Annotated in this window: 20 protein-coding genes; 6 read left to right on the forward strand and 14 right to left on the reverse strand. The window is 62.1% G+C overall.

Annotated elements, in window-relative coordinates; all coding sequences use genetic code 11:
• Positions 1-164 precede the first annotated feature (164 nt).
• Positions 165-869 (forward strand): PqiC family protein, encoded by a 705-nt coding sequence (locus PKE98_RS17890; protein ID WP_271196681.1) that lies wholly within the window; start codon positions 165-167, stop codon positions 867-869.
• Between the two features lie 70 nt (positions 870-939).
• On the opposite strand, the gene PKE98_RS17895 is transcribed toward PKE98_RS17890, so the two are convergent.
• The 3 genes from PKE98_RS17895 to PKE98_RS17905 all read right to left on the reverse strand — a co-directional run bounded on the left by PKE98_RS17895 (position 940) and on the right by PKE98_RS17905 (position 5,847).
• A complete protein-coding gene (locus PKE98_RS17895) occupies positions 940-3,567 on the reverse strand; it encodes a M66 family metalloprotease (protein WP_271196682.1) in 2,628 nt (875 codons plus the stop codon).
• Between the two features lie 89 nt (positions 3,568-3,656).
• Positions 3,657-4,931, reverse strand: a complete 1,275-nt coding sequence (gene waaA / locus PKE98_RS17900) for a lipid IV(A) 3-deoxy-D-manno-octulosonic acid transferase (RefSeq protein WP_271196683.1) — start codon at positions 4,929-4,931, stop codon at positions 3,657-3,659.
• Positions 4,932-4,962: 31 nt separating this feature from the next.
• Positions 4,963-5,847 (reverse strand): LysR family transcriptional regulator, encoded by an 885-nt coding sequence (locus tag PKE98_RS17905; RefSeq protein WP_271196684.1) that lies wholly within the window; start codon positions 5,845-5,847, stop codon positions 4,963-4,965.
• A gap of 107 nt (positions 5,848-5,954) precedes the next feature.
• On the opposite strand from PKE98_RS17905, the gene PKE98_RS17910 reads away from it, so the two are divergent.
• The 4 genes from PKE98_RS17910 (at position 5,955) to PKE98_RS17925 (ending at position 9,452) form a co-directional block, all read left to right on the forward strand.
• Positions 5,955-6,287 carry a DMT family transporter gene (locus PKE98_RS17910; protein WP_271196685.1) on the forward strand — a complete coding sequence of 111 codons (333 nt, stop codon included), beginning with the start codon at positions 5,955-5,957 and terminating at the stop codon, positions 6,285-6,287.
• A 190-nt stretch (positions 6,288-6,477) separates the two neighbouring features.
• Entirely contained in the window at positions 6,478-7,653 is a 1,176-nt protein-coding gene (locus tag PKE98_RS17915) for an NAD(P)/FAD-dependent oxidoreductase (RefSeq protein WP_271196686.1), read from the forward strand.
• Positions 7,650-8,471: an aldo/keto reductase gene (locus PKE98_RS17920; protein WP_271196687.1), complete on the forward strand. Its 822-nt coding sequence runs from the start codon at positions 7,650-7,652 to the stop codon at positions 8,469-8,471. The genes PKE98_RS17915 and PKE98_RS17920 overlap by 4 nt, the downstream gene beginning before the upstream one ends.
• A 69-nt stretch (positions 8,472-8,540) precedes the next feature.
• Positions 8,541-9,452: a metal ABC transporter ATPase gene (locus tag PKE98_RS17925; RefSeq protein WP_271196688.1), complete on the forward strand. Its 912-nt coding sequence runs from the start codon at positions 8,541-8,543 to the stop codon at positions 9,450-9,452.
• 142 nt (positions 9,453-9,594) lie between these two features.
• Here PKE98_RS17925 and PKE98_RS17930 read toward each other — a convergent pair whose 3' ends face one another.
• The 6 genes from PKE98_RS17930 to msbA form a co-directional block, all read right to left on the reverse strand.
• Positions 9,595-10,803 (reverse strand): acyl-CoA dehydrogenase family protein, encoded by a 1,209-nt coding sequence (locus tag PKE98_RS17930; RefSeq protein ID WP_271196689.1) that lies wholly within the window; start codon positions 10,801-10,803, stop codon positions 9,595-9,597.
• Between the two features lie 19 nt (positions 10,804-10,822).
• The gene (locus PKE98_RS17935; RefSeq protein ID WP_271196690.1) at positions 10,823-12,115 is read right to left on the reverse strand and encodes an acyl-CoA dehydrogenase family protein; all 1,293 of its coding nucleotides are present in this window, start codon (positions 12,113-12,115) and stop codon (positions 10,823-10,825) included.
• A 178-nt stretch (positions 12,116-12,293) separates the two neighbouring features.
• Positions 12,294-13,718 carry a bifunctional D-glycero-beta-D-manno-heptose-7-phosphate kinase/D-glycero-beta-D-manno-heptose 1-phosphate adenylyltransferase HldE gene (gene hldE / locus PKE98_RS17940; RefSeq protein ID WP_271196691.1) on the reverse strand — a complete coding sequence of 475 codons (1,425 nt, stop codon included), beginning with the start codon at positions 13,716-13,718 and terminating at the stop codon, positions 12,294-12,296.
• An 84-nt stretch (positions 13,719-13,802) separates the two neighbouring features.
• A complete protein-coding gene (locus tag PKE98_RS17945) occupies positions 13,803-15,203 on the reverse strand; it encodes a PIG-L deacetylase family protein (RefSeq protein ID WP_271196692.1) in 1,401 nt (466 codons plus the stop codon).
• Between the two features lie 6 nt (positions 15,204-15,209).
• A complete protein-coding gene (locus PKE98_RS17950) occupies positions 15,210-16,109 on the reverse strand; it encodes a GNAT family N-acetyltransferase (RefSeq protein WP_271196693.1) in 900 nt (299 codons plus the stop codon).
• Positions 16,106-17,896 (reverse strand): lipid A export permease/ATP-binding protein MsbA, encoded by a 1,791-nt coding sequence (gene msbA, locus PKE98_RS17955; protein ID WP_271196694.1) that lies wholly within the window; start codon positions 17,894-17,896, stop codon positions 16,106-16,108. Before msbA ends, PKE98_RS17950 begins: the two co-directional genes overlap by 4 nt.
• Positions 17,897-17,931: 35 nt before the next feature.
• On the opposite strand from msbA, the gene PKE98_RS17960 reads away from it, so the two are divergent.
• Positions 17,932-18,546 (forward strand): lipopolysaccharide kinase InaA family protein, encoded by a 615-nt coding sequence (locus tag PKE98_RS17960; RefSeq protein ID WP_271196695.1) that lies wholly within the window; start codon positions 17,932-17,934, stop codon positions 18,544-18,546.
• Here PKE98_RS17960 and PKE98_RS17965 read toward each other — a convergent pair.
• The 5 genes from PKE98_RS17965 to PKE98_RS17985 all read right to left on the reverse strand — a co-directional run bounded on the left by PKE98_RS17965 (position 18,516) and on the right by PKE98_RS17985 (position 24,711).
• A complete protein-coding gene (locus PKE98_RS17965) occupies positions 18,516-19,343 on the reverse strand; it encodes a WaaZ-like lipopolysaccharide core biosynthesis protein (RefSeq protein ID WP_271196696.1) in 828 nt (275 codons plus the stop codon). The genes PKE98_RS17960 and PKE98_RS17965 overlap by 31 nt on opposite strands.
• A gap of 149 nt (positions 19,344-19,492) precedes the next feature.
• Positions 19,493-20,599 carry a capsular polysaccharide export protein, LipB/KpsS family gene (locus PKE98_RS17970; protein ID WP_271196697.1) on the reverse strand — a complete coding sequence of 369 codons (1,107 nt, stop codon included), beginning with the start codon at positions 20,597-20,599 and terminating at the stop codon, positions 19,493-19,495.
• Complete coding sequence (locus PKE98_RS17975) at positions 20,596-21,855, reverse strand: CDP-glycerol glycerophosphotransferase family protein (RefSeq protein ID WP_271196698.1); 1,260 nt, start codon at positions 21,853-21,855, stop codon at positions 20,596-20,598. Before PKE98_RS17975 ends, PKE98_RS17970 begins: the two co-directional genes overlap by 4 nt.
• Positions 21,852-22,970 (reverse strand): glycosyltransferase, encoded by a 1,119-nt coding sequence (locus PKE98_RS17980; RefSeq protein WP_271196699.1) that lies wholly within the window; start codon positions 22,968-22,970, stop codon positions 21,852-21,854. The genes PKE98_RS17975 and PKE98_RS17980 overlap by 4 nt, the downstream gene beginning before the upstream one ends.
• The gene (locus tag PKE98_RS17985; RefSeq protein WP_271196700.1) at positions 22,954-24,711 is read right to left on the reverse strand and encodes a carbamoyltransferase family protein; all 1,758 of its coding nucleotides are present in this window, start codon (positions 24,709-24,711) and stop codon (positions 22,954-22,956) included. Before PKE98_RS17985 ends, PKE98_RS17980 begins: the two co-directional genes overlap by 17 nt.
• Positions 24,712-24,944 lie beyond the last annotated feature (233 nt).

Below are 24,944 nucleotides of genomic sequence, written 5' to 3' on the forward strand. Positions count from 1 at the left end.
CCAGATCGCACCACATTTTCAGACTGGAACGCTCTGCCTCGCGGCTTCGAATCATGCCGTAAGGCCGCAAGGCTGGAGTCATTCGCAGCTTTGTCGGATGATACCCAGCCTTGACCCAGTGATTTACTGCAACTGGCACCCGTGCCATTGCCTGGATGAAATAGATGATTTCGTTGCGACTTCCCTCAGTGCTGGTGTTGACCAGTCTGCTGAGCATGGTCGGTTGCGTCGCCCAGCAACCGGTCACCCTGTACCAACTCGATAGCGGCAACCCGCAGATGCCCGTCACCAATAAAGGTGTAGCGGTGCTACTGGGGCCGGTTTCCATCGCCGACTACCTGCAACAGCAAACCCTGTTGCAGCGCCAGCAGGATGGCAGCCTGACCCCGGACACCCAGGCCCGCTGGGCCGGCACCCTGGGTTCGGATATCGACCAGGTGCTGCTGCGTCAGCTGGCCTCGCGCCTGAACACCCAGCGTTTGGTCATGGCCCCAGGTGCCGCCGGCTTTGTCCCGGATGTGCAGGTGGAACTGACCATCAGCCGCATGGATTCCGGCCCGCAACAACCGGCTGTACTGGATGCCCAATGGCGCCTGCTGGACCGTCGCGGGCAACTGCGTGACAGCCGCCTGATCCATATCGAAGAACCCCACCAGGGCGGCTCGGCCGACCAGGTGCGGGCGCAGAGCGTGATCTTGCGGCGTTTGGCTGAACAGTTGGCAGCGGCGATCAAACCGATGTCAGAGCAGCCCATTGCCGAGGAAACGCGCAAACCGGCTGCCGTACCGGCACCAGCCAAAACGCCAGAGCCGCCGCAGATTCCCAAAGCAGCGCCGGTGCGCCAGCAGACCGAAGTGTTCCGCTTCTAACCCCAACGCACTATCAAAAAAGCCGCTCGGTTTACACCGAACGGCTTTTTTGATCAGGGACCAGCGTTGGTCAAGGCATGCTGCCTACGTACTCCCACCAATAGTTACTGGTTTTATTGGTAGGGAAGTACCAGTAACTTACGACTTTCAGCCTGAAGTAGTCGATGCGCCCTTGATGGGGGTAGCGATATATCTCGCCTATCACTCCGGTAGTGGTCGCACCGTTCCAGGAACGCAAGCCATCTTGCCGGTGCCACTCAGCTATCTGCCGTTCAAATGTCTGTGCATCGCGCGGAAAAAACACAGCGTTCAAACTCTCCGCGCTCCCCAAGTAGATCCAATCCTTGTTAGAGCCACCGTGAGTCGGGAAGTACCCGTACTTCGACGAACGAGCCATAAAGAACTCGTGGGTCTTGGTGTATGGGTTGTGGTACTGGTAAATCTGCCCATGTTTAGGGGTAGTGTCGTTTTGGACCCAGCCTTTGATCGCGTCAACCCGGTAATAGGCCAACAGCTTTTCGGTCAGCGAGGCACCGGGTGTTGCCATCGCACGAAGAGGCTCCGGCGTCCAGGTCACGCTGTCCTCAGCCCGTCCCATATAGCGCCAATCGTCGTTGCTGGTACCGTTGATGGGGTAATAGCCGTAACGCGGTTTTTTAAGCATGAAATATTCACGAAACCCGGTGTAGCGGTTCTCGTAAACGTAAAACGCACCTACGCGGCCGCTTCTGTTATCACTCCAGCGGTTTATGTCCCCATAAACGTTGCGCAACCGCTGTTCAAATTCGTCGGTACGAGTAAAGCGCCCAGGCACGCTGGCCAGAATGGTCGGCAATTGCAACGCAGCGTGCTGGTAGCCATTTTCTTTACCGATGTGAACCGCCTGTGGCAACGCTTGCACCGGTTTCTCGATACTTAGTTCGGCAAGCATGCGTTCCTGGTTGGCCACCGAGCAATACAGCTTGGCCCGTGACGGCTGGCTGCTGGCTGCGAGGTTGACGTGGAATTTGTTCATCTCGCCGGCAGAGTAGCGTTGCGCAGCCAGTTGTATCGCTACCGGTTTGGCTGCTCTCCCTTCACCCGCATCACTCCAGACCTTCAAATAACAGCCGCCGCCAGCCGGCGGCGCGGGCAAGTCATACGTGTAACCATGGTTGCCATACAGGGGCGGGTACATCGTGGTAGGCAACTGTCCTTGGGGGTCATACAACCCGACCAGCGTTACCACAGGCACGCCAAACTGAGCGGGCTTTTTACGGTCTGCTACAGGCACAAGTGCTCCACGCGCCGCATCCCAGCGCGAATACCCGGTCGGGCTGGCAGCGTCGATTTGAGATGAACCGACCATCGCCTGCTGCACACGCTTGAGCGAGTAACCGGTGTGATGGGTCAGTGCAGAAATCCCGCCATCGGGCTCTCCGCCGGCCATTGGGTCTTGGCGATAGCGATAAAGGTCCTTGAAAGGTGGCGTCACCACGCCCTCTACGTTGTTGGAAGCCGAAGCCGCCGACCAGCGCAGGTTGCCTAACAACCGATTGCGGAACGCGTCATAGCCCCAGCCACTTTCCCCGTGGTGCGAAGACCACCGACCGCCTCCGGGGTAATGCTCCAGGCCAAAGGCGTGCCCCATTTCGTGAGCAAACTCGTTGCCCGAGGTGCTAAGCAGCGTGGCCATGCCATTGCCCCCACTCAAGCCATGGCGAACAACCCCGTTGGCATAGTTGCCGACGCTCTGATGCACCACGACCTGACGAAAATGTTCCGGCTGTTCTTGTGAACGGCCAGCGCTGTCGACAATGCCGTAGTTCGCCAGATTGATACCGGTGGAAATCAGCGCCTTGCCAATGTTTTCCCGCATATCGCCGCTGTACACGGAGCCTCGGTCAGCGCTGGCAGAGGTGTAGGTGGTGCCATTAGGCAACACAACCTTCTCCAGGTGGATCGGCAGGTAATGGCCGACAGTCAGGCGCGCGACCGGTATTTTCTGAAAGTAATCAATGGCGGCGGCACTGGTTTGGGTTTCCAACCAGTTTTCGCTCGCAGGGACAGGGGCGGCCAACATGCCGATCCTGATGTTCTGCAGCACCAGTTCTGCCGGACCGGTAAATTCGATGGCGCTTTCGGTCAGATCGCCGCTGCGTTGTCCGTGACTGAAGCTCAGCGACAATCCTGGCTTCATCCATTCCCAAGGCAACTGCGCACTCCAGGCACCCAGTGAATACTCGACATCCGGGCGACTATCATGTGCCGTGCGGTCCGAGCGCGGTAACAAGCGTGGCGGTGCTAGCAAGCGCTCACCCACTACGCTACCGCCAAGCCTAGCGGTGACTTTCACCTGCCCCATTTCCGCTTCGGCAATGGGCATCTGCGGTATCAACATCACCAACGCATCGCGCTCGGCAACCAAGGTCGGTAACTCATTGGCGGCGTTGCCAGCCGCATCAATGGTATGGGTCTGAGCAAACTTGACCGTGCCCTGCAGCGAGCCAATCAAGTCGTTACGAATGGGGAGTTCGTCAATAAAACCTAAGGAGGGGGCGGCCTGTGGAGTGGCCGCATGTGCGCAAAGGCTAAACAGCGAAAGCGCGAACAGGGCGCGCGGCGTGTTACGTCTACCCGTGAGGAGCATCGTTGTTCTCATCTCAGTGAAAGGGAACTGGACACTAGCGTCTAGCCTTCCACCGAAATGCAGGATCATCCCTGCATCCTTGCGAACAACCGCATTTCCCAAGGCCAGCCTTGTCCGAAGACACCCATCTGGAAAGCGAATTAAGCTCGCGGCTTTTCCTAGTTCAACAAACGCGCCAATCCTGCAAGCAGACGGGCCAACGCCCCCTGATTGCGTTGCATGACAGCCAGCCCTGCCGCCCGCATCTTTTCGGCCTGTTGCGGCTGGCGCCATAATTCATCGACCACGCGAACTGTCTGTTCTACCGTGGCGGTTTCGCGTAACGCGCCGGCCTCACGCAATTGCGAGGCAATGTCGAGGAAGTTGAACAGGTGTGGCCCGCTCAACACCGGTTTGCCCAGCGCCGCCGGCTCCAGGAGGTTATGCCCACCGTTGGCCACCAGGCTACCGCCGACAAAGGCTATATCTGCCAAGGCGTAGAGAAACAGCAACTCGCCCATGGTGTCGCCGAGCAGGACCTGCGTGGTGTCATTGACCGGCGCCGCACTGGATCGGCGCACGGTATTCAGACCGACGCTGCCGCACAACTCGAAGACCTTATTGAAACGCTCGGGATGACGCGGCACCAGAATCAGCAAAGCGTCCGGATGGCGGGCGAGCAATTGCTGGTGCGCCGCCAGAATAATTTCGTCTTCGCCCGCATGGGTACTGGCCGCAATCCACACCGGCCGATCGACTGCCTGCCACTCAGTGCGCAGCGTGGCCGCACGCTGCAGCAGCGCTGGGTCAATGGTCAGGTCGAACTTGATCGAGCCGGTCACCGTGACGCATTCCGGGCGGGCGCCTAGGCTTCGGAAGCGCTCGGCTTCGGCCTCGGTCTGCACCGCCAGCAGGCTCATTTGCGCCAGCATCGGCGCCGTCAGCTTGGCAAAGCGGCCATAACCACGGGCAGACCGTTCGGACAACCGGCCGTTGGCCAATGCCACCGGAATGCGGCGTACGGCACATTGGTGGATATGGTTGGGCCACAATTCGGTTTCCATGATGACGGCAAGCCTGGGCTGCAGACGGGCAAGAAATCGCGAGGCCGCCCACGGCAGGTCGTATGGCAGGTAACAGTGCTGAATCAGCGCATCACTGGCAAACAGCGCCTGAATGCGCTCGGAGCCGGTTGGCGTCATGCAGGTCACGGTGATCGGCAGCTGTGGATAAGTCGTGCGTAACGCGCGAATCATGGGCGCTGCGGCAATACTTTCGCCAACCGACACCGCGTGCACCCAGATCCCGCCCGGTTGCAACGCCGGCAGGCCAATGGCCAAGCGCTCGCCGATACGCTGACGGTAGGCCGGCGCCTTGCGCCCACGCAGAAACAGGCGCAGCGCAATCAGCGGCAGGGCCAGGTGAAACAGCAGGGTATAGAGGGTTCGATTCATGCCGGGCAGTTTACTGACTTGGCAGCGGCGCTCAACCGATTGCCTGCAGGTGCTCGGCAAAACAATCTGCTAACCACACCGCTGCCGGGCCTAACGCTTCATCCCGCCGACACACCAACTCCACCACCAAGGGTGGGGGCGCCCAGTCGCTGCGCAGCTCCACTAACTGATTGAGGTAAGTGGGGTACTGCGCCACATGGCGCGGTAGCCAGGCCCAGCCGAGGTTACGCATCACCAACTCGGCCATGGAATAAAAACTGTCGGTGCGCCACACCGCCGGGCTGATCTGCTCGCCGCCAGGGTAGCGGCTGTCTTGCGGGGTCATGAGCAGTTGCCGATGCTGGGCCAGGGCGTGGCGATCCACGTATTGCGTCTTGGCCAAGGCATGGCCGGCGGCGCATACGGTCACCATCTCGATCGTGCCCAGGCGTTGGCGCTCCAGGGCACGCGGCATATCTTCATGGTGAAATAGCAGGCCCAGGTCGGCCCGCCGCTCCAGCAGCTTGCGCGCCACATCGCCCTGCGCGCCGCTGGAAAGCTGCACCTCCAAGCGCGGAAACTGCCGTGCCAGCGCTTCCAGGCTATCAAGCACCGGCTGATACGGCATCGCTTCATCCTGAGCCAAGCGCAGACACGCCTCCTCACCGCGTACCAGGCCCATGGCCCGGCCTTCGAGGCGCTCGCACTGGCGCAGAATCTCGCGCGCATCCTCCAGCAATACCAGCCCGGCTTCGGTCAGGCGCGGCTGCCGCCCGCTGCTGCGGTCAAACAGCAACATGCCCAGATCGGCCTCAAGCATGGCAATAGCCGTGCTCACCGCCGACTGCGCGCGGTTCAACCGCCGCGCCACCGCCGAAAACGACTGGCTCTCGGCCACGCTGACAAACAGACGCAACTGCTCGAAATTCCACTGCATGACGGCAACCCATCTTCAAACCAGATAGGTAATGACTTTATCCCATCGCGCCAGCGCTTAGAATGCCGTTCCATAGACGCGCAGTACATCGAAGAAGGAGCCCTGCCATGTCCGGTTACCTGTATTTAGGCATCGCCATTGCCTCGGAAGTGATCGCCACCACCTCCATGAAAGCCATCGACGGCTTCAACAAGCCGCTGCCGCTGGCCTTGGTGATCGTCGGCTACGCCATCTCTTTCTGGATGCTGACGCTGGTGGTACGCACCATTCCCGTGGGTGTGGCGTATGCCGTGTGGGCAGGGCTGGGGATTGTGCTGGTGAGCATTGCCGCCGGGATTATCTACAGCCAGAAGCTGGACCTGCCGGCGATGTTGGGCATGGCGATGATTGTGGCGGGGGTTGTTGTTATTCAATTGTTCTCGAGCACCACCGGGCATTGATCTTCGCTGTTCCCACTCGGGTTGGCGATTTCGCGAGCTAGAGACCTATAAGGCAAAAAGCCCTGATGAAAGCGGAGTTGGCTGTAGCCAATGAGCATTTGGGCAGGGCTTTTTAACGCCGTAGGGCCGACGCGCAGCAAATCGCGAGAGCGTTATACTGCCGGCCTGTTTTCTCCGAGGCCGTTGCTCCATGTCCCAAGCCCTTAACACTGACATCCTGATCGTCGGCGGCGGTATCGCCGGCCTGTGGCTGAACGCGCGCCTGCGCCAGCAAGGTTTTGCCACGGTGTTGGTGGAAAGCGCCAGCCTCGGCGGCGGCCAGAGTGTGAAGTCCCAGGGCATTATCCATGGCGGCGCCAAGTACGCGCTGCACGGCGCCCTGACCGGCGCCTCCGAGGCCATCGCCGATATGCCACGACGCTGGCGTGAAGCGCTGGCGGGCACGGGCGAGCTGGACCTGCGAGGCGCCAAGGTGCTGTCCCAGGCCCATTACCTGTGGTCGCCCGGCACCCTGGCCGGCAACCTCACCAGCTTTTTTGCCAGCAAGGCCGTGCGCACCCGCGTTGATCAGGTGAAAGGCGCCGACCTGCCGCCCGCCCTGCAAGACCCCAAATTCAAAGGCAAGGTGTACCGCCTCAACGAGCTGGTGCTCGATGTGCCCAGCCTGATCCAGCGCCTGGCCGAGCTGGCCGGCGACAGCCTGCTGAGCGGTGAAGCCATTGAGCCCTTACTGGAAGACGGCGAACTGGCCGGCCTGGTGGTCGACGGCCGCGAGCTTCGCGCTCAGCGCGTGGTGCTTAGCGCTGGGGCCGGCAATGCCGCCCTGCTCACCGCGCTCGGCCAGAGCCAGCCACTGATGCAACGACGGCCACTGCATATGGTGATGGTCAAGGGCCCGACCCTGAAGCCGCTCTACGCCCACTGCCTGGGCGGTGGGCCCAAGCCCCGGGTCACCGTTACCAGCCACCCGACCGCCGACGGCCAATGGCTGTGGTACCTGGGTGGCGACCTGGCCGAAGCCGAGGGCGTGGCCCGTGACGGTCAGGCGCAAATTGCCGCCGCGCAGAAAGAAATGAGCAGCCTGCTGCCCTGGGTGGACTTCAGCCAGGCGCATTGGGCCACCTTGCGCGTTGACCGCGCTGAACCCGCGCAAAGCGGCCTGATGCGGCCGGACAACGCCTTTCTCGCCGAGCACAAACGGCTGCTGATCGGCTGGCCCACCAAACTGGCCCTCGCGCCGGACTTGGCTGACCGCGTGCTGCAAGCCTTGAGCCGTGACGGCGTCACACCCGGTACCTACCCGCCGCTGCCCGAACTGCCCCGGCCGCCCGTGGCGCCGACTGTCTGGGACACCCTGCTGCCATGAGCCAGAAAACCCTGCACGACCTGCACCGCCCGCTGGGCAGCACCGGCCTGCTGGTTTCCCCGCTGGGCCTGGGCACGGTCAAGCTTGGCCGCGACCAGGGCGTCAAATACCCCAGTGGGTTTCAGATCCCCGATGACACCGACGCCCGCCTGCTGCTGGACCTGGCGCAGGAACTGGGCATCAACCTGATCGACACCGCGCCGGCCTATGGGCGCAGTGAGGAGCGCCTGGGCCCGCTGCTGCGCGGCCAGCGCGACCGGTGGGTGATTGTCAGCAAGGTTGGCGAAGAATTTGCCGATGGCCTATCCCACCACGACTTTTCCGCAACCCACACCCGCCGCTCGGTGGAGCGCAGCCTCACCCGCCTGGAAACAGACCGTATCGATCTGGTGTTGGTGCATTCAGACGGCAACGACCTGGCGGTGCTGCGCGAGCACGAGGTGTATGAAACCCTCGCCGCCCTCAAGGCCGAGGGCAAGATCGGCGCGTACGGCTTTTCCGGCAAAACCGTGGAGGGTGGTTTGCTGGCCCTGGAGCGCGGCGACTGTGCCATGGTCACTTACAACCTCAATGAACAAGGCGAACGCCCGGTGCTGGACTACGCTTTGCAGCACGGCAAAGGCATTGTGCTGAAAAAAGCCCTGGCCAGCGGGCATGTGTGCCTGGAACCGGGCGTCGACCCGGTACGTGCCAGCTTCGAGTTGGCCTTCGCTCACCCGGCGGTGGCCAGCGCTATAGTCGGAACCATCAATCCGCTGCACCTGTCACACAATGTCGCCACCGCAGCCGACGTTATTCGTGCCCTGCGCGCTGGCTAAAACAGAATAAATACGGCCTACGCCAGCCATGGAGGCTTCAGAGATGAAGCCCACGACGAAGGAGCCGAAATGCCTAAAACACTGACTCGTAAAGCGCCCAGCGACTTCAAGACCCTTGCCCTCAATGTCCAAGCCAATGCCAGCGGCCTCAGTTATGAAGGCATCGGCCCGCCGCTGAATTTCGGCCAGGTGCTGGACCGCCGCCAGCCGTTGCCCCTCAGCGAAACCGAAACCTTCCAGGTGGAACTGGCCAACCTCGGCGTCTCCGTGCGCCTGACCCTCAACTGGCAAGGCCGCGACTACTGGGTGCTGGTGCGCCAGCGCCGCGCCGACCGTGGCGATGTGGTGCTCAAGCTGATCTCCGGCTACGTGCCGGCCCACGAACTCAATCTGCCGCTGTTGACCGCCATTCAGGAAGTGGCCGAAGAATGCCTGCTGGAAACCCCGGAAGGCTGGCTGGGTGGCCGCTTCGGCGACACCTGGCTGCCAACGCCCTACCAGAGCGCCCTGCGCTACCGCCAATCGGCGAGTTTTAGCCTGAGCCCGCTATCGGGCGCGGCGCGGCCGATTCGTTGCGGCAACCTGACCCTGATCGAACGCCCGCGCGCCTATGTGCATGTGCCGACCTCGTCATTGCAACTGGTGTACGACCTGCGCCTTGAACTGCCCAAAGACACCAAGCAGCTGAGCCTGTTTCATGTCGATGAAAAGCTCGAGGAAGGCAAGCTGGTGGCCCGCCTGGACCGTAGCAAACCAGACCTGTACCTGATTCCCCTGCAGCAGGGCAAACCCTGCGCCGAACTGTTGACGCTCAAACAGGGCGCGCTGGTACCGGCGAGCACCCGCGGAATATTCCTCGCCGAAAGCTTTGCGCCGCAGGAAGGCTGGCTGGTGAAGGAAGAACGAATTCGCTGGAAAGACTGGGTGGCCCAGCAGGGGTTGGAGGCAAAAAAGCTTCAACCAAAAGTGGCCTGTAGCTGACGCAGACCGCGTTGGATTCTACCCTCACCCCTAGCCCCTCTCCCGCACGCGGGAGAGGGGAATCTAACCGCAATACGGCTTGTCTCCCCTCGCCCGCTTGCGGGAGAGGGGCCGGGGGTGAGGGTGAGGGTGGGCCCCACCGCTATTTCAGCTCACTTGAGCTCTTACCCAAGAGCCGCCGCGCCACAATCAGCAACTGAATCTGCTGCGTGCCTTCAAAGATGTCGAGAATCTTCGAATCGCGCGCCCACTTCTCCAGCAACTCGTCCTCGCCGTAACCCAACGCCCCCGCCAGCTCCACGCACTTGAGCGTCACTTCGTTGGCTACCCGGCCCGCCTTGGCTTTGGCGATGGAGGCTTCCTTGGAGTTGGGCTGCTTGTTGTCCGCCATCCACGCCGCCTTCAGGGTCAGTAAGCGCGCGGCTTCCCACTCGGCTTCCAGACGGTACAGCGTGGCCTCGGCATGATTCACCGCCAGCAGCGGCTTGGCATAGTCGAAGCGGAATGTGTCTTTGAGCAGCTCACGAGTGCGGTCCAGCGAAGCCTTGGCCACGCCAATGGCCATGCCCGCCACCAGTGGCCGGGTGTTGTCGAAGGTTTCCATCACCCCGGCAAAGCCCTTCTGCACGTCCACTTCCGGGTTACCCAGCAGATTGGCGGCGGGCACGCGGCAGTCGCTGAAACTGATGGACGCGGTGTCGGAGGCCTTGATGCCCAGTTTCTTTTCCAGACGTGTAACGCTCATGCCCGGCGTGCCGTGCTCCACCACAAACGACTTGATCGCCGCGCGGCCCAGGGCCTTGTCCAGCGTGGCCCAAACCACAACGGAGTCGGCGCGCTCGCCAGAAGTGACGAAGATCTTTTCGCCATTGAGCACGTAGTGGTCGCCGTCTTTGCGCGCGGTGGTACGAATGGCAGCCGAGTCGGAGCCGGTGCCCGGCTCGGTGATGGCCATGGCTGCCCAAGTGCCGCTGAAGCGTTGCAACTGCTCGTCATTGGCCACGGCCGCGATGGCCGCGTTGCCCAGGCCCTGACGCGGCATGGCCAGCAACAGACCGACGTCGCCCCAGCACAACTCCATCACGCCCAGTAGTGCCGACAGGTTGCCGCCGTTTTTCACGCCCTCTTCCAGCGACTTGGCCGCGCCGCGTTTGCTCGCCGAGGTAGCACCGATGGCATCCGGCGAGCCGGCGTTCATGCCGTCCAGCAAGGCCGCCAGCAGATCGAGCTCCTTGGGGTAGGCGTGCTCGGCCTTGTCGTATTTGCGTGAGATCGGGCGGAAATAGTTGGCCGCCACTTGATGGGCCTGGTGCTTGAGGCCGGCGAATTTCTTCGGGGTTTCCAGATTCATGCTCAATGCTCCCTGGCGATCAAAGCTGCAGGCCGCCGGCCATGATGGCCACGGCGCGCAGGTCGCGGTACCAGCGTTCGGCTGGATGTTCTTTGGTAAAGCCATGGCCGCCCAGCAGTTGCACGGCATCGGTGCCGATCTTCATGGCCTTCTCGGCGCACAGCAGGCGCGCCAGATAGGCCTCGCGGTGAAACGGCAGCCCCTGCTCGGCACGGGCGCAAGCACGCCAGGTAAGCATGCGCATGGCGTCCAGCTCGATGGCGATATCGGCCACCATAAAGGCCACGCCTTGGCGGTGGCTGATGGGTTCGCCAAAGGCAACCCGTTCGTTGCAGTAGGTGGTGACGTATTCCAGCGCAGCCTGCCCGGTACCGATGGCCAGGGCACACCAGGCCAGGGCGGCGTGGTCGAGGAAGCTCTGGTAGTTGAAGTGCTCGGCGTTCAGGCGCTGGTCGGCGGCCACTTTCACGCCCTTGAGTTTGACCCGAGCAGTGGCGCCGGCCTTGAGGCCCATGCCCGGCTCCGGCAAACGCTGCAAGCCTTTGCTGCCGGCCTCGACGATAAACAGCGCCGGGCCGTTTTCGGCCTGGGCGGCAATGATCAGGTGGCTGGCATCCAGGCCGCGCAGCACCAGGCATTTTTCGCCGCTCAAGTGGTAGTGCTTGCCCCTGCGCTTGGCCTTGGTCGCCAATTTCAAGGGGTCGAACAAAGCGTCGGGCTCGTTCACGGCAATGGCCATTACCGGCGCGCTGCTTTCACCGACAAAGGCCGGCAACCAGCGTTGCTGCTGCTCGGCCGAACCCCAACGACGAATGCAGTTGGCCGCCGACAGCGGCACTAGCAGGCCCGCCGCCAGCGACATATCGCCCTTGGCCAGGGCTTCAGCCATCAACGCATTGCTCACCGTGGTGCGCTCGCCGGCCATGCCGCCGTGCACTTCGTTCACGCCGTAAAAGGTAAGGCCCAGGTCCTGGGCTTGATTGAGCAATTCGGCGGGAATGGCGGCGTTGGCGTCGGCATCATGGGCGGCCGGGCGCAGCACTTCGCTGGCAAAGCTGGCGAGCATATCTACCAGCATCTGTTGTTCGTCGCTCAGGAAGAGGTCGAACAGTGCATCGGGGTCGGGTTTACGCGGGGTGCGGAGGCCGCCCTTCTGCGCGCGGTCGGCGGCCAGGCGAAAGCTCGCGCGGCTACCGGTGTAAATCAGCTTTTCAAAGGGCTTGCGCAGGTTCAGGCGGTCCGGCCAGTCGGCCTGGGCCATGCGGTTGAGAATGGCCAGAGCGCGGCCTTGTACATCGGCATTCATGGGCATCTTTCCGTCCAGGATGAAGATGCCCGCAGCATGCGCGCGTCATTTCGCCGCGCCTATGACCGTTCCGACAACAGCGACTGGCAGGTCAGCCATATCCCCCTTGTATGCGCACCGTGGCGTTGGCCGGGCAACCGCTGGTGCGCGGAGCACACCCTACAAAAGCATTTCGCGTGGGGGATTATTTGCGCTCAAGGATCTTGTTGACGATGGCCGTGGTCGAGCTGTTTTCCACCAGCCCCAATACCCGCACGTCACCGCCATAGGCTTTGACGATATCGGCGCCCACCACCTGCTCCACGCCGTAATCACCGCCTTTGACCAGCACGTCCGGTTTCACCGCACGCAGCAGGTTTTCAGGGGTGTCTTCGCTAAAGCTCACCACCCAGTCCACCGCACCCAGACCGGCCAGCACGGCCATGCGCCGGTCTACCGAGTTGATCGGCCGGCCCGGGCCTTTCAGGCGGCTTACCGACGCATCGTCATTGACGGCCAGTACCAGACGGTCGCCCTGGGCGCGCGCCTGTTCCAGGTAGGTCACGTGGCCGGCATGCAGAATGTCGAAGCAGCCATTGGTAAAGACGATTTTCTCGCCGTGGGCGCGGGCGTCTTCGATGCTGGTGATCAGTTGGTCGAGGCTCAGCACGCCACGCTCGGAGCCTTCTTCACGCTGCACGGCGCGACGCAGTTCCGGGGCGCTGATGGCAGCGGTACCCAGCTTGCCGACCACAATGCCGGCGGCGAGGTTGGCCAGGGCCACGGCCTGCGGCAGTTCTTCACCGGCGGCGATGGAGGCAGCCAGCGTAGAAATCACGGTGTCGCCGGCGCCGGTCACATCGAACACTTCGCGGGCACGTGCCGGCAGGTGCAGGGCCGGGTGGCCGGGGCGCAGCAGGGTCATGCCGTGCTCGCCACGGGTTACCAGCAAGGCACCCAGTTCCAGTTCGCGCATCAGCTCGGCGCCTTTGGCCACCAGCTCGGCCTCGTCGGCGCAGCGGCCCACGATGGTTTCAAATTCATTCAGGTTCGGGGTGATCAGGCTGGCGCCTCGGTAGATGGCGAAGTCTTTGCCTTTGGGGTCGGCAAGCACCGGGATATTGCGCGCCCGCGCGGCCTGAATCAGCTCCTGGTGGTTTTGCAAAGCGCCTTTGCCGTAGTCCGACAGCACCAGCACCTTGATACCCTCGAGCTGACTTTCAACGGACGCGGTCAGCGCCACGGTGTCGGTCTTGAAGGGCTCTTCGAAGTCCATGCGCAGCAGTTGCTGATGACGGCTCATGACCCGCAGCTTGACGATGGTCGGCTGGCCAGCAATGCGCTGGAAGTGCGCCTGCACCTTGGCCGCCTGCAGGCTGGCGCTCAGGCTCTCGGCGGCTTCGTCTTCACCGGTAACGCCTACCAGGCGGGCTGGCGCGCCCAGTGCGGCGATGTTCAGGGCGACGTTGGCGGCACCACCTGGGCGGTCTTCGATCTGGTCGACGCGCACCACCGGCACCGGGGCTTCCGGGGAAATCCGCGAGGTGCCGCCATGCCAGTAGCGGTCGAGCATGACATCACCGACCACCAACACAGCAGCCTGATCAAAACGGGGCATGGACAACTTCATGGACTCTCCGGGGACGCTAAAAACGCGGCAAAAAAATATAGCACAGCGAGGTACCCGCTCCGGCCCATGGCCGAGCGCGACGCCTCAATCAGGTAAACGACGGGCCCAGAACAGCTCATGCCGACGGACCGCCTTGCGGAAAAACTCGTCCTCACCGGTGGCCGGCCAGCGGCGCCCGGCGAGGAGCTGTTGAATCAGGCGGCGTACACGCTTTTTCAGCGGCGGCCGGCCTTGCAGATCATGCTGCATGCCCAACGCCATGGCTTTATCCAACTGCACGGCGGGGCTGAGCAGCGGGCTCCACAGCGGGTCCGCCGGCAAGGCTTCAATGGCTGGCGGCAGGGCAATACCGTTGCCGGCCGGCCCCATGGGCCAGCGGTCGTTGTCGTGCAGATGGTTGGCGTACAGCAGCAGCGTGTGCGGCTTGCAACTGCTCAGGGCAATGGCCTGGTGCAGCGCCTGGGTGGTGGCGACGTGGTCGGAATGCGGGTCGAGTTCGGGATGCGGGGTGACCACCACTTGCGGGCGAAAGTGCTCCAACGCCTGCACCAGATCGGCCACCAGATTGCGCCAGCTCGGCACGCCATCGCTATCGGCAGGCAGCAGCAGCGGGTTGTGCTGGCGAACGCTGCGCACGTCACTCTCGCCCGACTCGCGCGAGCCAAAGGCCTTGTCCGGCTCAGCCGCCATGGCCGGCAGTTGCAGGCAGTAGTAACCCAGTTGCACGCAACGGCTGGCCGGCACGCCGCCCCATAGCGGCACGGCGAGGCTGTCCCATGCACGCAGCCGGCCTTTGAGCCGGGCCGCCTCGCTGCCGGGCAGGCCCAGCCGCTGATAGTGTTCGGCTTCGATTTCGCCCTGTGTGAGGGTGACGATGCTGACATTGCGGCTGCGGCTGTACAGACCAAAGGCGGCCAGTTCGGCGTCGTCGGCGTGGGGCGCAAGAATCATAACGGCCTGCTCGGCGTAGTCCGGATTGCTCAGGCAAAACAGTTCCGCTTGCGCTGCCAGGCGGCAGAAATGGCCTTCGATCGTCAATTGCCCCTCTGCCAGGGCAAGCGCCTGGCCGGACAGATTGAGGTAGCGCCGCCCCGCGACACCGCGCTCGAAATCCTGGCGGTCGTCACCCACACGCACGTAGGGGTCGAGCCAGCGGCCCAACCAGTTGGCGCGCACGTGCACGGCAAGAATCAGCGTTTCTCCCGGCGCCAGCGCGGCGCTCAGCTGCGCCTTGCCGGCAGTCAGCGTTACCGCTTGCGTCGGAGTGCCTAAGGGAAACTGGTAGTGATAGTCATCGCCGGGGGCATAAAACAGATGATCGGCAAACCAGGCTTCGTGGGCAACCCAGCCCGCCACCAGCAGCAACGGCACCAGCCACCAGGCCACCAGCACGCCGAGCAAGGCCAGCACGACCAGCGCCGCCAGCAGGAACAGCCGTTTGTTACGGCGATGGGTTTTCAGCAACTGCTGTTTGCGTGCACTCATGGCGGCTTAAACCTGAAAGACCGGCACCGTATGGCACCAACGATCCTTGTACTCGCGGTCGGCGCGGCCGAAGGAGTAACGCAGGGGTTTGCCCAAGGCGCGGGCGGTGGCCCAGGCATCTTGAGTGTTGATAAAGCTCAGTACGCTGCCGGGGCTGAATTCACGGTTTTGCGGATCTACCCCGCCGTTGATGTATTCCAGGCTCACCCACTCTGGCGCCTGCACCTGGTAGAGCACCTGAATGGCCACGGGCAGGTCGTTCAGGTAAATGAGCGAGCCAGTCATAAACTCACGCATCAGGGCGAACACCTCGGCCAGGTGCTCCTTGCCGGTGGCTTCAAAGCCCCAGCGGCGTTGGAACAGATCGGCGTAGATGCTGGCCTGCTCCTCGGCGGTGAGTTCGAGCATGGGCCGGATCACCCCGCCCGCTTCCTCCAGCAAGCGCTGTTCACGGCGTTGGTTGTAGCGAAATTTCTTTGAATACTCTTCCGGCACCCGGGCCAGCGCCAGCCCTTCGGGCTGCGCCTTGAGTGTGCTGATGCGCCCGGCATTCAGCTCCGAGACATAGCGCATGCGCTGGCGCACCGGCACCTGCGCGCCAGGCGCCACGGGCAGAATTATTTCGGCGTTGCCCAGGTCGAACAGCCCGCGCTTGCCACGGGCCTTGAGCACGTCCTTGGACAGCGCCAGGTGGTGCCCCCAGCACGGCAGCGCCGCGACCAGCTCACCCTCTGCGAACCAACCCAGATAACGCACAGGGATGGCGGCCAGACCGGCCAACCGCTCGATCACCTGCGGATGCGTCGCCACGCTGCCGCCAAACCTGGCCCAGGCGGCGGCATAGGCATCGGCCTCGATCGGGGTCCAGCCGCGTTCGCGCCAGCCCCGCCACACACGGTTGATCATGCCGGAAGCAGCTCCGCTTCGGCTTCGTCGCCGTCCTTGAATTGCTTGGCGTGCAGGCGTGAGTAGTAGCCGTTGAGGGCCAGCAGCTCGCTGTGGGTGCCGCGCTCGACAATTTCACCCTGGTCCATCACCAGAATCAGGTCGGCTTTTTCGATGGTGCTCAGGCGGTGGGCAATCACCAGCGTGGTGCGGCCCTGCATCACTTTGTCCAACGCGCCCTGGATATGCCGCTCGGACTCGGTATCCAGCGCCGAGGTGGCTTCATCGAGAATCAGCACTGGCGCGTTTTTCAACAGCGCACGGGCAATGGCCAAACGTTGGCGTTGGCCACCGGATAGCAGCACGCCGTTCTCGCCCACCAGGGTGTCGTAGCCCTCGGGCATCTTCTCGATAAATTCGGCGGCGTAGGCATCTTCGGCAGACTGACGCACCAGCTCGATCGGCGCACCGGCCAGATCGCCATAGGCGATGTTGTTGGTCACGGTGTCGTTGAACAGGGTGACGTGTTGAGTTACCAGGGCGATATGACGACGCAGGTTGGTCAGGGTAAAGGTTTCAATCTCCAGGCCATCGAGGAGAATCTCGCCCTGATCATGGTGGTAAAACCGCGGAATCAGGTTGGCCAGGGTCGACTTGCCGCTACCGGAGCGCCCGACCAGCGCCACCATCTGCCCCGGTTTGACCACAAAGGAGATGTTGTTGAGCACCACGCGCTCGGTGCCAGGGTACTGAAACGTCAGGTTGCGCACTTCCAGGTGACCACTGGCACGCTCGATCTCGATGGTGCCGGTGTCGATTTCCGGCGCTTCGTCGAGTTGCTCGAAAATGCTTTCGGCGCCGGCCAACCCTTTCTGGATGGTGGCGCTGACTTCCGACAGCTGACGAATTGGCTTGGGCAACAGGCCGGCGGCGGTGATGTAGGCGATCAGCTCACCGGGCGAGGCATCACCGCGAAGATAGAGCACCAGGTACATCAGAATCGCCATGCCGATGTAGATCACCAACTGCAGACTCGGGGTGTAGATCGACTGGGTGCGCGTCATGCCCAGGCTGCGGTTCATGTTGTCTTCGCTGGCGTTCAGGAAGCGCTGCTTTTCGTAGGTCTCGCCGCCGAAACTGCGGACCACGCGGTAGCCCTGGATGGTTTCCGACGCAACGTGGGTGACGTCGCCCATGGCCACCTGGATCTTCTTGCTCTGGCTGCGGAATTTCTTGCTGGCGCGGGTGACCAGCACCGCGATGATGGGCAGGATGCCCAGCAGCACCATGGTGAGCTTCCAGTTGCTGTACACCAGGTAACCGAACAGGAACACCACGGTCAGGCCTTCGCGGATTACCACTTTGATGGCGTCAGTGGCGGCCCCGGTGACCATGGTCACGTTGTAGGTGATGCGCGAAATCAGGTGCCCGGAATTGTTGTTGTCAAAATAACGATTGGGCAGCGTCAGCAGGCTGTTGAACAGCGCCACGCGCAGGTCATGCACCAACCCGCGCGAGACTTTGGCCAGGTAGTAGTTGCCCAGAAATGAGCCTATGCCCTGGTAGATCGCAATGAGTACAATCAGGATCGGTACGCCAAGCACCAGGGAAATGCCGAAAAACTTGGAGTCTTTGGCCGGGTCCAGCGCATCGAGAAAGTGTTTGAGCATGTCGGCCAGCATCGGTTGGCTGGACGCGAAGATCACAAAGCCGACGATACTGATGGCGAACGCCCCCCAGTACGGCAGCACATACTTGAGCAGTCGCAAGTAGATTTTCAGACTGGATTGCTCACTGGTTTTGGCCATTCGGCACGCCTCATACGACTGGCTTGAGAGAAAAGATGCGGATTGTAGCAGCGAACGAATTACAAGATTGGCTCAGCCACGGCGAGCTTCTGGAAAAAGACAGTTTCGGCCCCAAAGTGGTGCGCCTGGCCGATGGCCGTCTGCTGAAGATCATGCGCAGCCGGCGCACGCCGTTGCTGGCACGTCTGCTGCCCTCGGCGCAGCGTTTCAGCCGCAATGCCCAACGCCTGCAACAGGCCGGCATTGCCACTCCGGTGATTGATGAATGCGTCTGGATTGACCGCGACAAAGCCGTAAGTGCCTGCCTCTATCATCCACTGCCCGGTGAGCCGCTGGACGGTCTGTTCCGCCACGACAAGGCCCGGTTTCTGGCCTTGCTGCCACAGCTGGGGGCCTATATCCACCAACTGCACCAGCGCGGCATCTACTTTCGCTCACTGCACCTGGGCAATATTTTGCTGACCGGGGACGGCGACTTCGGCCTGATCGACTTTCTCGATATGCGCTTCAAGCGCGCACCGCTCGGCAAACGTTTGGTGCGGCGCAACTTCGAACACCTGCGCAGCTATTTGCAGCGGCGCAAAGTGGACGGTTTCCCCTGGGAAGAACTGCTGGCGGCCTATGCGCGCGCCAGCAATGCGTCCAACTGATCGCGGTCCACTTTCGGTATCAGCCGCTCGGGCAGGCGGCTTTTGCCGGTCAGGTTGTACACCTGAAACTGCGGTTTGATCACCCGCTCAGCCAGCAGCTGAAAGCTCGGCAGAATGTATTCCTCGAAATCGCCATCAAGGCGGCTGGGCACCGCTTCCTCCTCCCGCTCGTAAAAGCGCCCGGCAGCGGAGCTCAATTCCAGCCCCACCAGAAATACCTGATTGAAGCCCAGGTGATAGGCCAACTGGATGGCCCCATAAGGCGCCGTGCGCGCGTTGAAATAGCCCTTGCCCAGGTTACGACTGAAGCCGATACGGTTGGGTTTTTGCCGCAGCCACGAATAATTGCATTCGATATCGCCATCATCGCGCGACAACCGCGCAAACTGCCGTGGGCTCAGATGACGGTGGGCAGCATCGCAGCGCCCGGCGCGCTCCAGACGAAACACGGAACGCCCTTCCAACGCATCGGGCACCGTGCCCAACAGGGTTTCGATCACCCGCAGCGACAGCAGCAAATGGCGCGCGCGCTCTACCGCCTGCAACATCATGGGCAGGCGGTTGCGCACAAAACTGCTGTCGTCACAGAGGTAATAGTCCGGGGCCATGCCGGCGCTGGTGAATCGGCAAATGGAGCCATTCACCGCCATCATCGGGTACTGCCCGTACTGTTCCAGCGCGAAGGCCTTGGTGGAAGGCCCGGAGGCGAGGATAAAGACGGGCCCGGAGCAACTGTTGCGATGCTCGTCGAAACGCTCGAACGGCACCGTTTTATTAGAAAGGTAGAACTCGCCCATCCAAGGCGTCCCTCGTCATCCTGATGCATCGACCGTCGATGCATTCCTGTAGTTTTCGAGGGGCCTTGGCGGCTGCGGTTCAGTCTGTTTTTGCGAACTCGCGATGGATTATGCGACGCCAGGCTCTGGCATGCGCTGCACACCCACACTCAGCCCTGTCCTAACATCCGCCGGGCCACCCGCTGCAGGTGCTCGGCGTCGGCCTTCTGCCAACCGCCCTTGATGCAATAGTCATGGGCCAAGTAACGCAGGAAATTGCGCTTCACCCCGGCATCCAGCGGCCAGTTCGGGAAGCTTTTGACCGCGGCCAGCAGCTCGTCTGCCGAGTCGGCATGCATCACTACACCCGGCACGTTGAAGAAGGCCTGCCCCAGCGTCAGCACCGGCTTGGCCAACAACAGACTTTCCAGGCCGACCGTCGAGTTGAGGGTGATGACGAACTCGCTCTGCTCGATCAACTGCTGCGTGGCATTGCCGTTGGCGAACAGCAGGCGCTCGTGGGTGCGCTGGTGCAAATCCGGGTACACCTCACGGCTGGAGGGATGCTCCTTGAACACCACGGTTTTGCCGGTTTGGGCGGCAATACGCTCACCGAGGGCAAACAGCTCGCGCATGTTGCCAACCCAGGGCGAGAACAGCCGCACCTGGGTATCACGGTCGTCCTGGAACGGCATGAAAATATAGCTGGGCGGCAGTTCGATGGGCGTGAGATTGGTGTGGCGTGGCTTGCGCGGAATCAGCACGACGTCGCCGTTTTCGTCATCGGTAGCAGCGGGGTAATTCAGGTAGAAGGCCTGATCACGCGGCACCGAGTTATGAAAGTTGACGCCCTTGGCGTCCAGCGTGGTGGTGTCCGGCAGCAGGCCATTCTCAAAAAAGAACGTGCCACATTCCGCTGGCTTCAGCGCGCGCAACAGCTGGCAGTAGCGGTGCGAGCCGTTCCACATGGCCAGCGTTTTGGGCTGTTCTCGCTTGAGCAGGGCGTGGGCACGCAGCCCCACCCAGGCCAGTTCCAGGCGCAGCAACAACCGGTACAGGCCGCCTTGGTACTTATTCTTTACCCGACGCTCCTGGCACTTTTCTTCTACCAAGTGCGCCCAGTCAATGCGCGACAGGATTTGCCCCAGCTGCCAAGGGCGTGGCCACGGCATCTGTGCGGGCACCACCACTTTGCCGTCAAGTTCGGTCTCATTGAGCAGGCGCTGAAAGTAGATGCTCTGGTGCTTGGCCAGGGAGAAAAACAGAAAGTTGGTCATGGTCCATCCGAGCCATTCAAGGGGGCGCATTCGATATCGTCGGGCAGCGGCTGACCGTGCAGCAGGCACTCCAGCACACGCACGTTCTGCATCAGGCCATGGGAGCCATGGGACAGATGAAACAGGGCAAATGCGCGGGCCGCAGTGACGTGCGCAGGGTAATCGGCAGCGATGGCAGCAATGCCGTTTTGCAGGCTTGCCAGGGTGTGGATGCGCGGGCCGAAGAAGCGTTCCTGAGCGAAGATATCCTGGTCGCCGCTGAGGTTGACATAGAGCACCGGACGCCCGGCCAGGCCTGCCTCGATCACCGCGTTGGACATGATATTGACCACCACCGAGGCCTGCTCAAGGGCCTCGGCCAGCGTGCACTCGGCCGCCAGCAATTGCACATTGGCCAACTGCCCCGCCGCGGCTTGCCAGTAATTGCCCTGGCTGCGAGGGTGGCGCTTGATCAGCACCTGCCAATCGGCATTGGCCGCCGCCCAGTCACGCAACAAGTCATAGGTGCGCTGGTAGCCCGCCTCTTTTTCCTTGTCCGGGCCCACGCCCAGCACCAGCAAACGCTGTTGTTGGCCATCTGCCGGCGCCAAGTCGTAGGCGCCGTCGATCATATGCGAGCCGGCCAGCACCGCTGTGGAGTCGCCAAAGCGCAGGGTGCGGGCCTGCAAAGCCTCCAGCGAGCTGCGGCCAAACAGCAGGTAAAAGTCATAGTCATTCATGCCCAGGCGCCGCGAGCGCTCCACCGTCGACGCATGGGCCAGATGCACCAGCGGCCGACCACGGGCCTGCATGGCCAGACGTAAAAAGGGGGAGTACAGGCTGCCATTGCGGTCGTTGAGCAGCACGCCGGGCTGATGGTGGCTGACCAGCCATTGCGCGTAGGCGGCATAACCGAAGTAACGCAGCGGCACAGACTGCGGTGGCTGTTGCAGCATGCGCTCGCGGCACACCACCGGCGGCGCTTGCAGCGCGGTTTCCAGCAGATGATGGCCGCGCTCGCGCAGGGCCTGGATAAACAACTTCTTGCGCGCAAAGGCGATAACTTTGGGGGCCGATTGCAACAGCAGAAAGTCGCAAGGCTCGGCAACTACCTGGGAGGCCAGGCAACGCCTGGCACGCAGACCAAAGCGCAGGTCCGCCCAGGCCTCGCGGGCGAATCGCACGGCGCTGCCCAGTACACCGTAGCGCTCGCGCAGCAAGCGCCAACGGTAACGGTCCAGCGCCTGCGCACGTTCAGCCCAGAGCTTGGGAGTCATGGTCGCCCGGCCATCAGCGGCAAGGCCCAGAACCGCTCGCGCACCGCTTCATCAGTAAAGCGCTCGTGCAAGCGTGCGGCCATGCGCTCGCGGCATTCTGGCAAGCGTTCGAGTTCGGCGGCTTGGCGGGCCAACTGCCGAGCCAAGCCGCTGGCATCGCCCAAGGGAAACAGCAAGCCCACGCCAGCCACCACCTCGACGCCGCCGCCACAGTCGGTGCAGATCACCGGCACATCAGCGGCCATGGCTTCGAGCAACACCATGCCAAAGGGCTCGTGATCGGAACTCAGGGCAAAAACATCAAAGGCGCGAAAATAACGGCGCCCATGAGCCACCTGGCCCAGAAAGCGCACCTGCCCGGCCACACCCAACTCCTGCGCCAAGGCCTTGAGCGCGCTTTCCAGCTTGCCGCTGCCCATGATTGCCAACAGGCTGTTGGGCGGCAATTGCGGCAAAGCCTGGGCAAAGCCACGCAGCAGGGTGGCCTGGTCTTTATCCGGGTGCAGGCGCCCGACATTGCCCACCACCCAACTGTCCTTGGCCAGGCCAAGCGCCTCGCGGGCCTGTTCACGGTCCAGCAATTCAGCCTGAATGGCCGCCAGATCGACGCGGTTGTACAAGGTTTCGATACGTTCAGCTGGCCAACCGGGCAACGACTCGCGGATATCGTCGCGCACAGCATCGGACACCCCGAGCAAACTCAGGCGCCGTTTGAACCAGTTGGCAAACAGAAAGCGGGAACGCCGGCGGTAATCACCGAAGGCATGGTGCACGCCGATCACCGGCAGGTCGGTACCGAGCAACGCCACATACACCGGTTTGAAACGGTGGGCGATGCAGAACGCAAAGGAGCGTTGGCGGGCGATTCGCTTGATATCGGCAATGGCAGCCAGCTTCAGGCCGCGTACATCGGCGCTGTGGTAGCCGAGAAAAATCACCTCATCGGAACCCGAGCCCGCCTCTACAGCGGCGCTCGGTTCACCGGTCAGATAAACCGTGGTGACTTTGTACGGCGTGCCAACAAACAGGCTGGCGTACTGACGGGCACAGTCCAGAAACGGCCCGTCATAACCATGGCAGAACTGCAGAACACGCAGTTCAGTTGAGTGCGTCATACCCGTCCGCACCTTCCTTGATCACCAGAATGTCTTCCATGATCAGGTACTGCAGGTCCGAGCCGAAGAACATGTTCAGGGCGTCAGTCGGCGAGCAGATCATCGGCTCGCCACGGCGGTTGAGCGAGGTGTTCAACGACACGCCGTTGCCGGTAAGGCCTTCCAGGGCCTTCATCATGTCGTAGTAGCGCGGGTTGTACTCGCGCTTGAGCACCTGCGCACGCGAGGTACCGTCTTCGTGCACCACTTCCGGCACGCGGGTTTTCCACTCTTCAGCCACTTCGAAGGTGAAGGTCATGAACGGTGCCGGGTGGTCGACCTTGATCATCTGCGGGCCGACGGTATCCAGCATCGACGGGCAGAAGGGGCGCCAGCGCTCACGGAACTTGATCTGTTCGTTAATGCGATTGGCCACGCCGGCAATGCTCGGGCAACCAATGATCGAACGGCCACCGAGGGCGCGCGGCCCGAACTCCATACGGCCCTGGAACCAGGCGACCGGGTTGCCGGCGACCATGATCTCGGCGATGCGCTGCGGCATTTCCTCGATCTGCTTCCACTTCGGCTTACTCGGGTGGCGGGCGCAGGCGGCGATCACGTCTTCGTTGGAATACGAAGGGCCGAGGTACACGTGCTCCATCTTCTCCACCGGCACACCGCGCTTGTGCGAGATATACGCCGCGGCGCCAACCGCGGTACCGGCGTCACCGGAAGCCGGCTGCACAAACAGCTCCTTCACTTCCGGGCGGGCGATGATGCGCTGGTTGAGTTTGACGTTCAGCGCGCAACCACCGGCGAAGGCGATCTTGCCGGTTTCCTTGAGGATATCGCCCAGGTAGTAATCCATCATCTGCAACGCCAGCTTCTCGAACAGCGCTTGCATGCTGGCGGCGTAGTGGATGTAAGGGTCATCGGCGATATCGCCTTCGCGTTTGGGACCCAGCCACTCGATCAGCTTGGGCGAGAAATAGAAGCCCTTGCCGTTCTCTTTATAGCGACGCAGGCCAATCACGTTGGCGTACTCGGTGTTGATGATCAGCTCGCCGTTTTCAAACTTGGCCAACCGCGAGAAATCGTATTTGCTGGCGTCGCCATAAGGCGCCATGCCCATGACCTTGAACTCGCCATCGAGCATTTCGAAACCGAGGAATTCGGTGATCGCGCCGTACAGGCCGCCGAGGGAATCCGGGTCGAAGAATTCCTTGATCTTGTGGATCTTGCCGTTCTCGCCGTACCCGAAAAAGGTGGTGGCGTACTCACCCTTGCCGTCGATGCCCATGATCGCGGTCTTCTCGGTAAAGCCCGAGCAGTGGTAAGCGCTGGAAGCGTGCGCCAGGTGATGCTCCACCGGCTCGATCTTGATTTTCTTCGGGTCGAAACCCAGTTGCTCCAGGCACCAGACAATCTTGTTGCGGTAGCGCTTGTAGCGACGGTTGCCCATAAGAATGGCGTCGAGGGAACGGTCCGGCGCATACCAGTAACGCTTGGCGTAATGCCAGCGGGCTTTGCCGAACAGACTGATGGGCGCAAATGGAATGGCCACTACATCAACATCAGACGGCCTGATGCCAGCCTGTTCCAGACAGAACTTGGCCGACTCGTAGGGCATACGGTTCTTGGCGTGCTTGTCGCGCACAAAGCGCTCTTCTTCGGCGGCCGCGATCAACTTGCCGTCGATATACAGGGCAGCGGAAGGATCATGACTGAGGGCGCCGGAAAGGCCGAGAATCGTCAATGCCACGGGAAACCTCTTGCAACGACGCAGAACCAAGCCTGCGCGAAAAGTCGGACGACAGGCCGGGAAATCAATGGGCTGTCTGATAAAGCCGGGGATTATAGCCGGTGCGTTGGGCTGGGTGCGAGCGTGGTGGGCGCGGGGCAAAGAAGGGGCCTGAGACCTTGCGCACGTAACGGCAGGAGTTGCCCGGACTCAAGCCCTGCGGCGTCGGACTTCGGCGTACCGAGAAGCCCTAT

The organism is Pseudomonas turukhanskensis (genome assembly GCF_027922365.1).
GTDB lineage: Bacteria > Pseudomonadota > Gammaproteobacteria > Pseudomonadales > Pseudomonadaceae > Aquipseudomonas > Aquipseudomonas turukhanskensis.

Excerpts from the sequence above, each read along its gene's own strand:
- PKE98_RS17890 (WP_271196681.1), top strand. The coding sequence starts at position 165 with ATGATTTCGTTGCGACTTCCCTCAGTGCTGGTGTTGACCAGTCTGCTG.
- PKE98_RS17895 (WP_271196682.1), bottom strand. The coding sequence starts at position 3,567 with ATGATCCTGCATTTCGGTGGAAGGCTAGACGCTAGTGTCCAGTTCCCT.
- waaA (WP_271196683.1), bottom strand. The coding sequence starts at position 4,931 with ATGAATCGAACCCTCTATACCCTGCTGTTTCACCTGGCCCTGCCGCTG.
- PKE98_RS17905 (WP_271196684.1), bottom strand. The coding sequence starts at position 5,847 with ATGCAGTGGAATTTCGAGCAGTTGCGTCTGTTTGTCAGCGTGGCCGAG.
- PKE98_RS17910 (WP_271196685.1), top strand. The coding sequence starts at position 5,955 with ATGTCCGGTTACCTGTATTTAGGCATCGCCATTGCCTCGGAAGTGATC.
- PKE98_RS17915 (WP_271196686.1), top strand. The coding sequence starts at position 6,478 with ATGTCCCAAGCCCTTAACACTGACATCCTGATCGTCGGCGGCGGTATC.
- PKE98_RS17920 (WP_271196687.1), top strand. The coding sequence starts at position 7,650 with ATGAGCCAGAAAACCCTGCACGACCTGCACCGCCCGCTGGGCAGCACC.
- PKE98_RS17925 (WP_271196688.1), top strand. The coding sequence starts at position 8,541 with ATGCCTAAAACACTGACTCGTAAAGCGCCCAGCGACTTCAAGACCCTT.
- PKE98_RS17930 (WP_271196689.1), bottom strand. The coding sequence starts at position 10,803 with ATGAATCTGGAAACCCCGAAGAAATTCGCCGGCCTCAAGCACCAGGCC.
- PKE98_RS17935 (WP_271196690.1), bottom strand. The coding sequence starts at position 12,115 with ATGCCCATGAATGCCGATGTACAAGGCCGCGCTCTGGCCATTCTCAAC.
- hldE (WP_271196691.1), bottom strand. The coding sequence starts at position 13,718 with ATGAAGTTGTCCATGCCCCGTTTTGATCAGGCTGCTGTGTTGGTGGTC.
- PKE98_RS17945 (WP_271196692.1), bottom strand. The coding sequence starts at position 15,203 with ATGAGTGCACGCAAACAGCAGTTGCTGAAAACCCATCGCCGTAACAAA.
- PKE98_RS17950 (WP_271196693.1), bottom strand. The coding sequence starts at position 16,109 with ATGATCAACCGTGTGTGGCGGGGCTGGCGCGAACGCGGCTGGACCCCG.
- msbA (WP_271196694.1), bottom strand. The coding sequence starts at position 17,896 with ATGGCCAAAACCAGTGAGCAATCCAGTCTGAAAATCTACTTGCGACTG.
- PKE98_RS17960 (WP_271196695.1), top strand. The coding sequence starts at position 17,932 with ATGCGGATTGTAGCAGCGAACGAATTACAAGATTGGCTCAGCCACGGC.
- PKE98_RS17965 (WP_271196696.1), bottom strand. The coding sequence starts at position 19,343 with ATGGGCGAGTTCTACCTTTCTAATAAAACGGTGCCGTTCGAGCGTTTC.
- PKE98_RS17970 (WP_271196697.1), bottom strand. The coding sequence starts at position 20,599 with ATGACCAACTTTCTGTTTTTCTCCCTGGCCAAGCACCAGAGCATCTAC.
- PKE98_RS17975 (WP_271196698.1), bottom strand. The coding sequence starts at position 21,855 with ATGACTCCCAAGCTCTGGGCTGAACGTGCGCAGGCGCTGGACCGTTAC.
- PKE98_RS17980 (WP_271196699.1), bottom strand. The coding sequence starts at position 22,970 with ATGACGCACTCAACTGAACTGCGTGTTCTGCAGTTCTGCCATGGTTAT.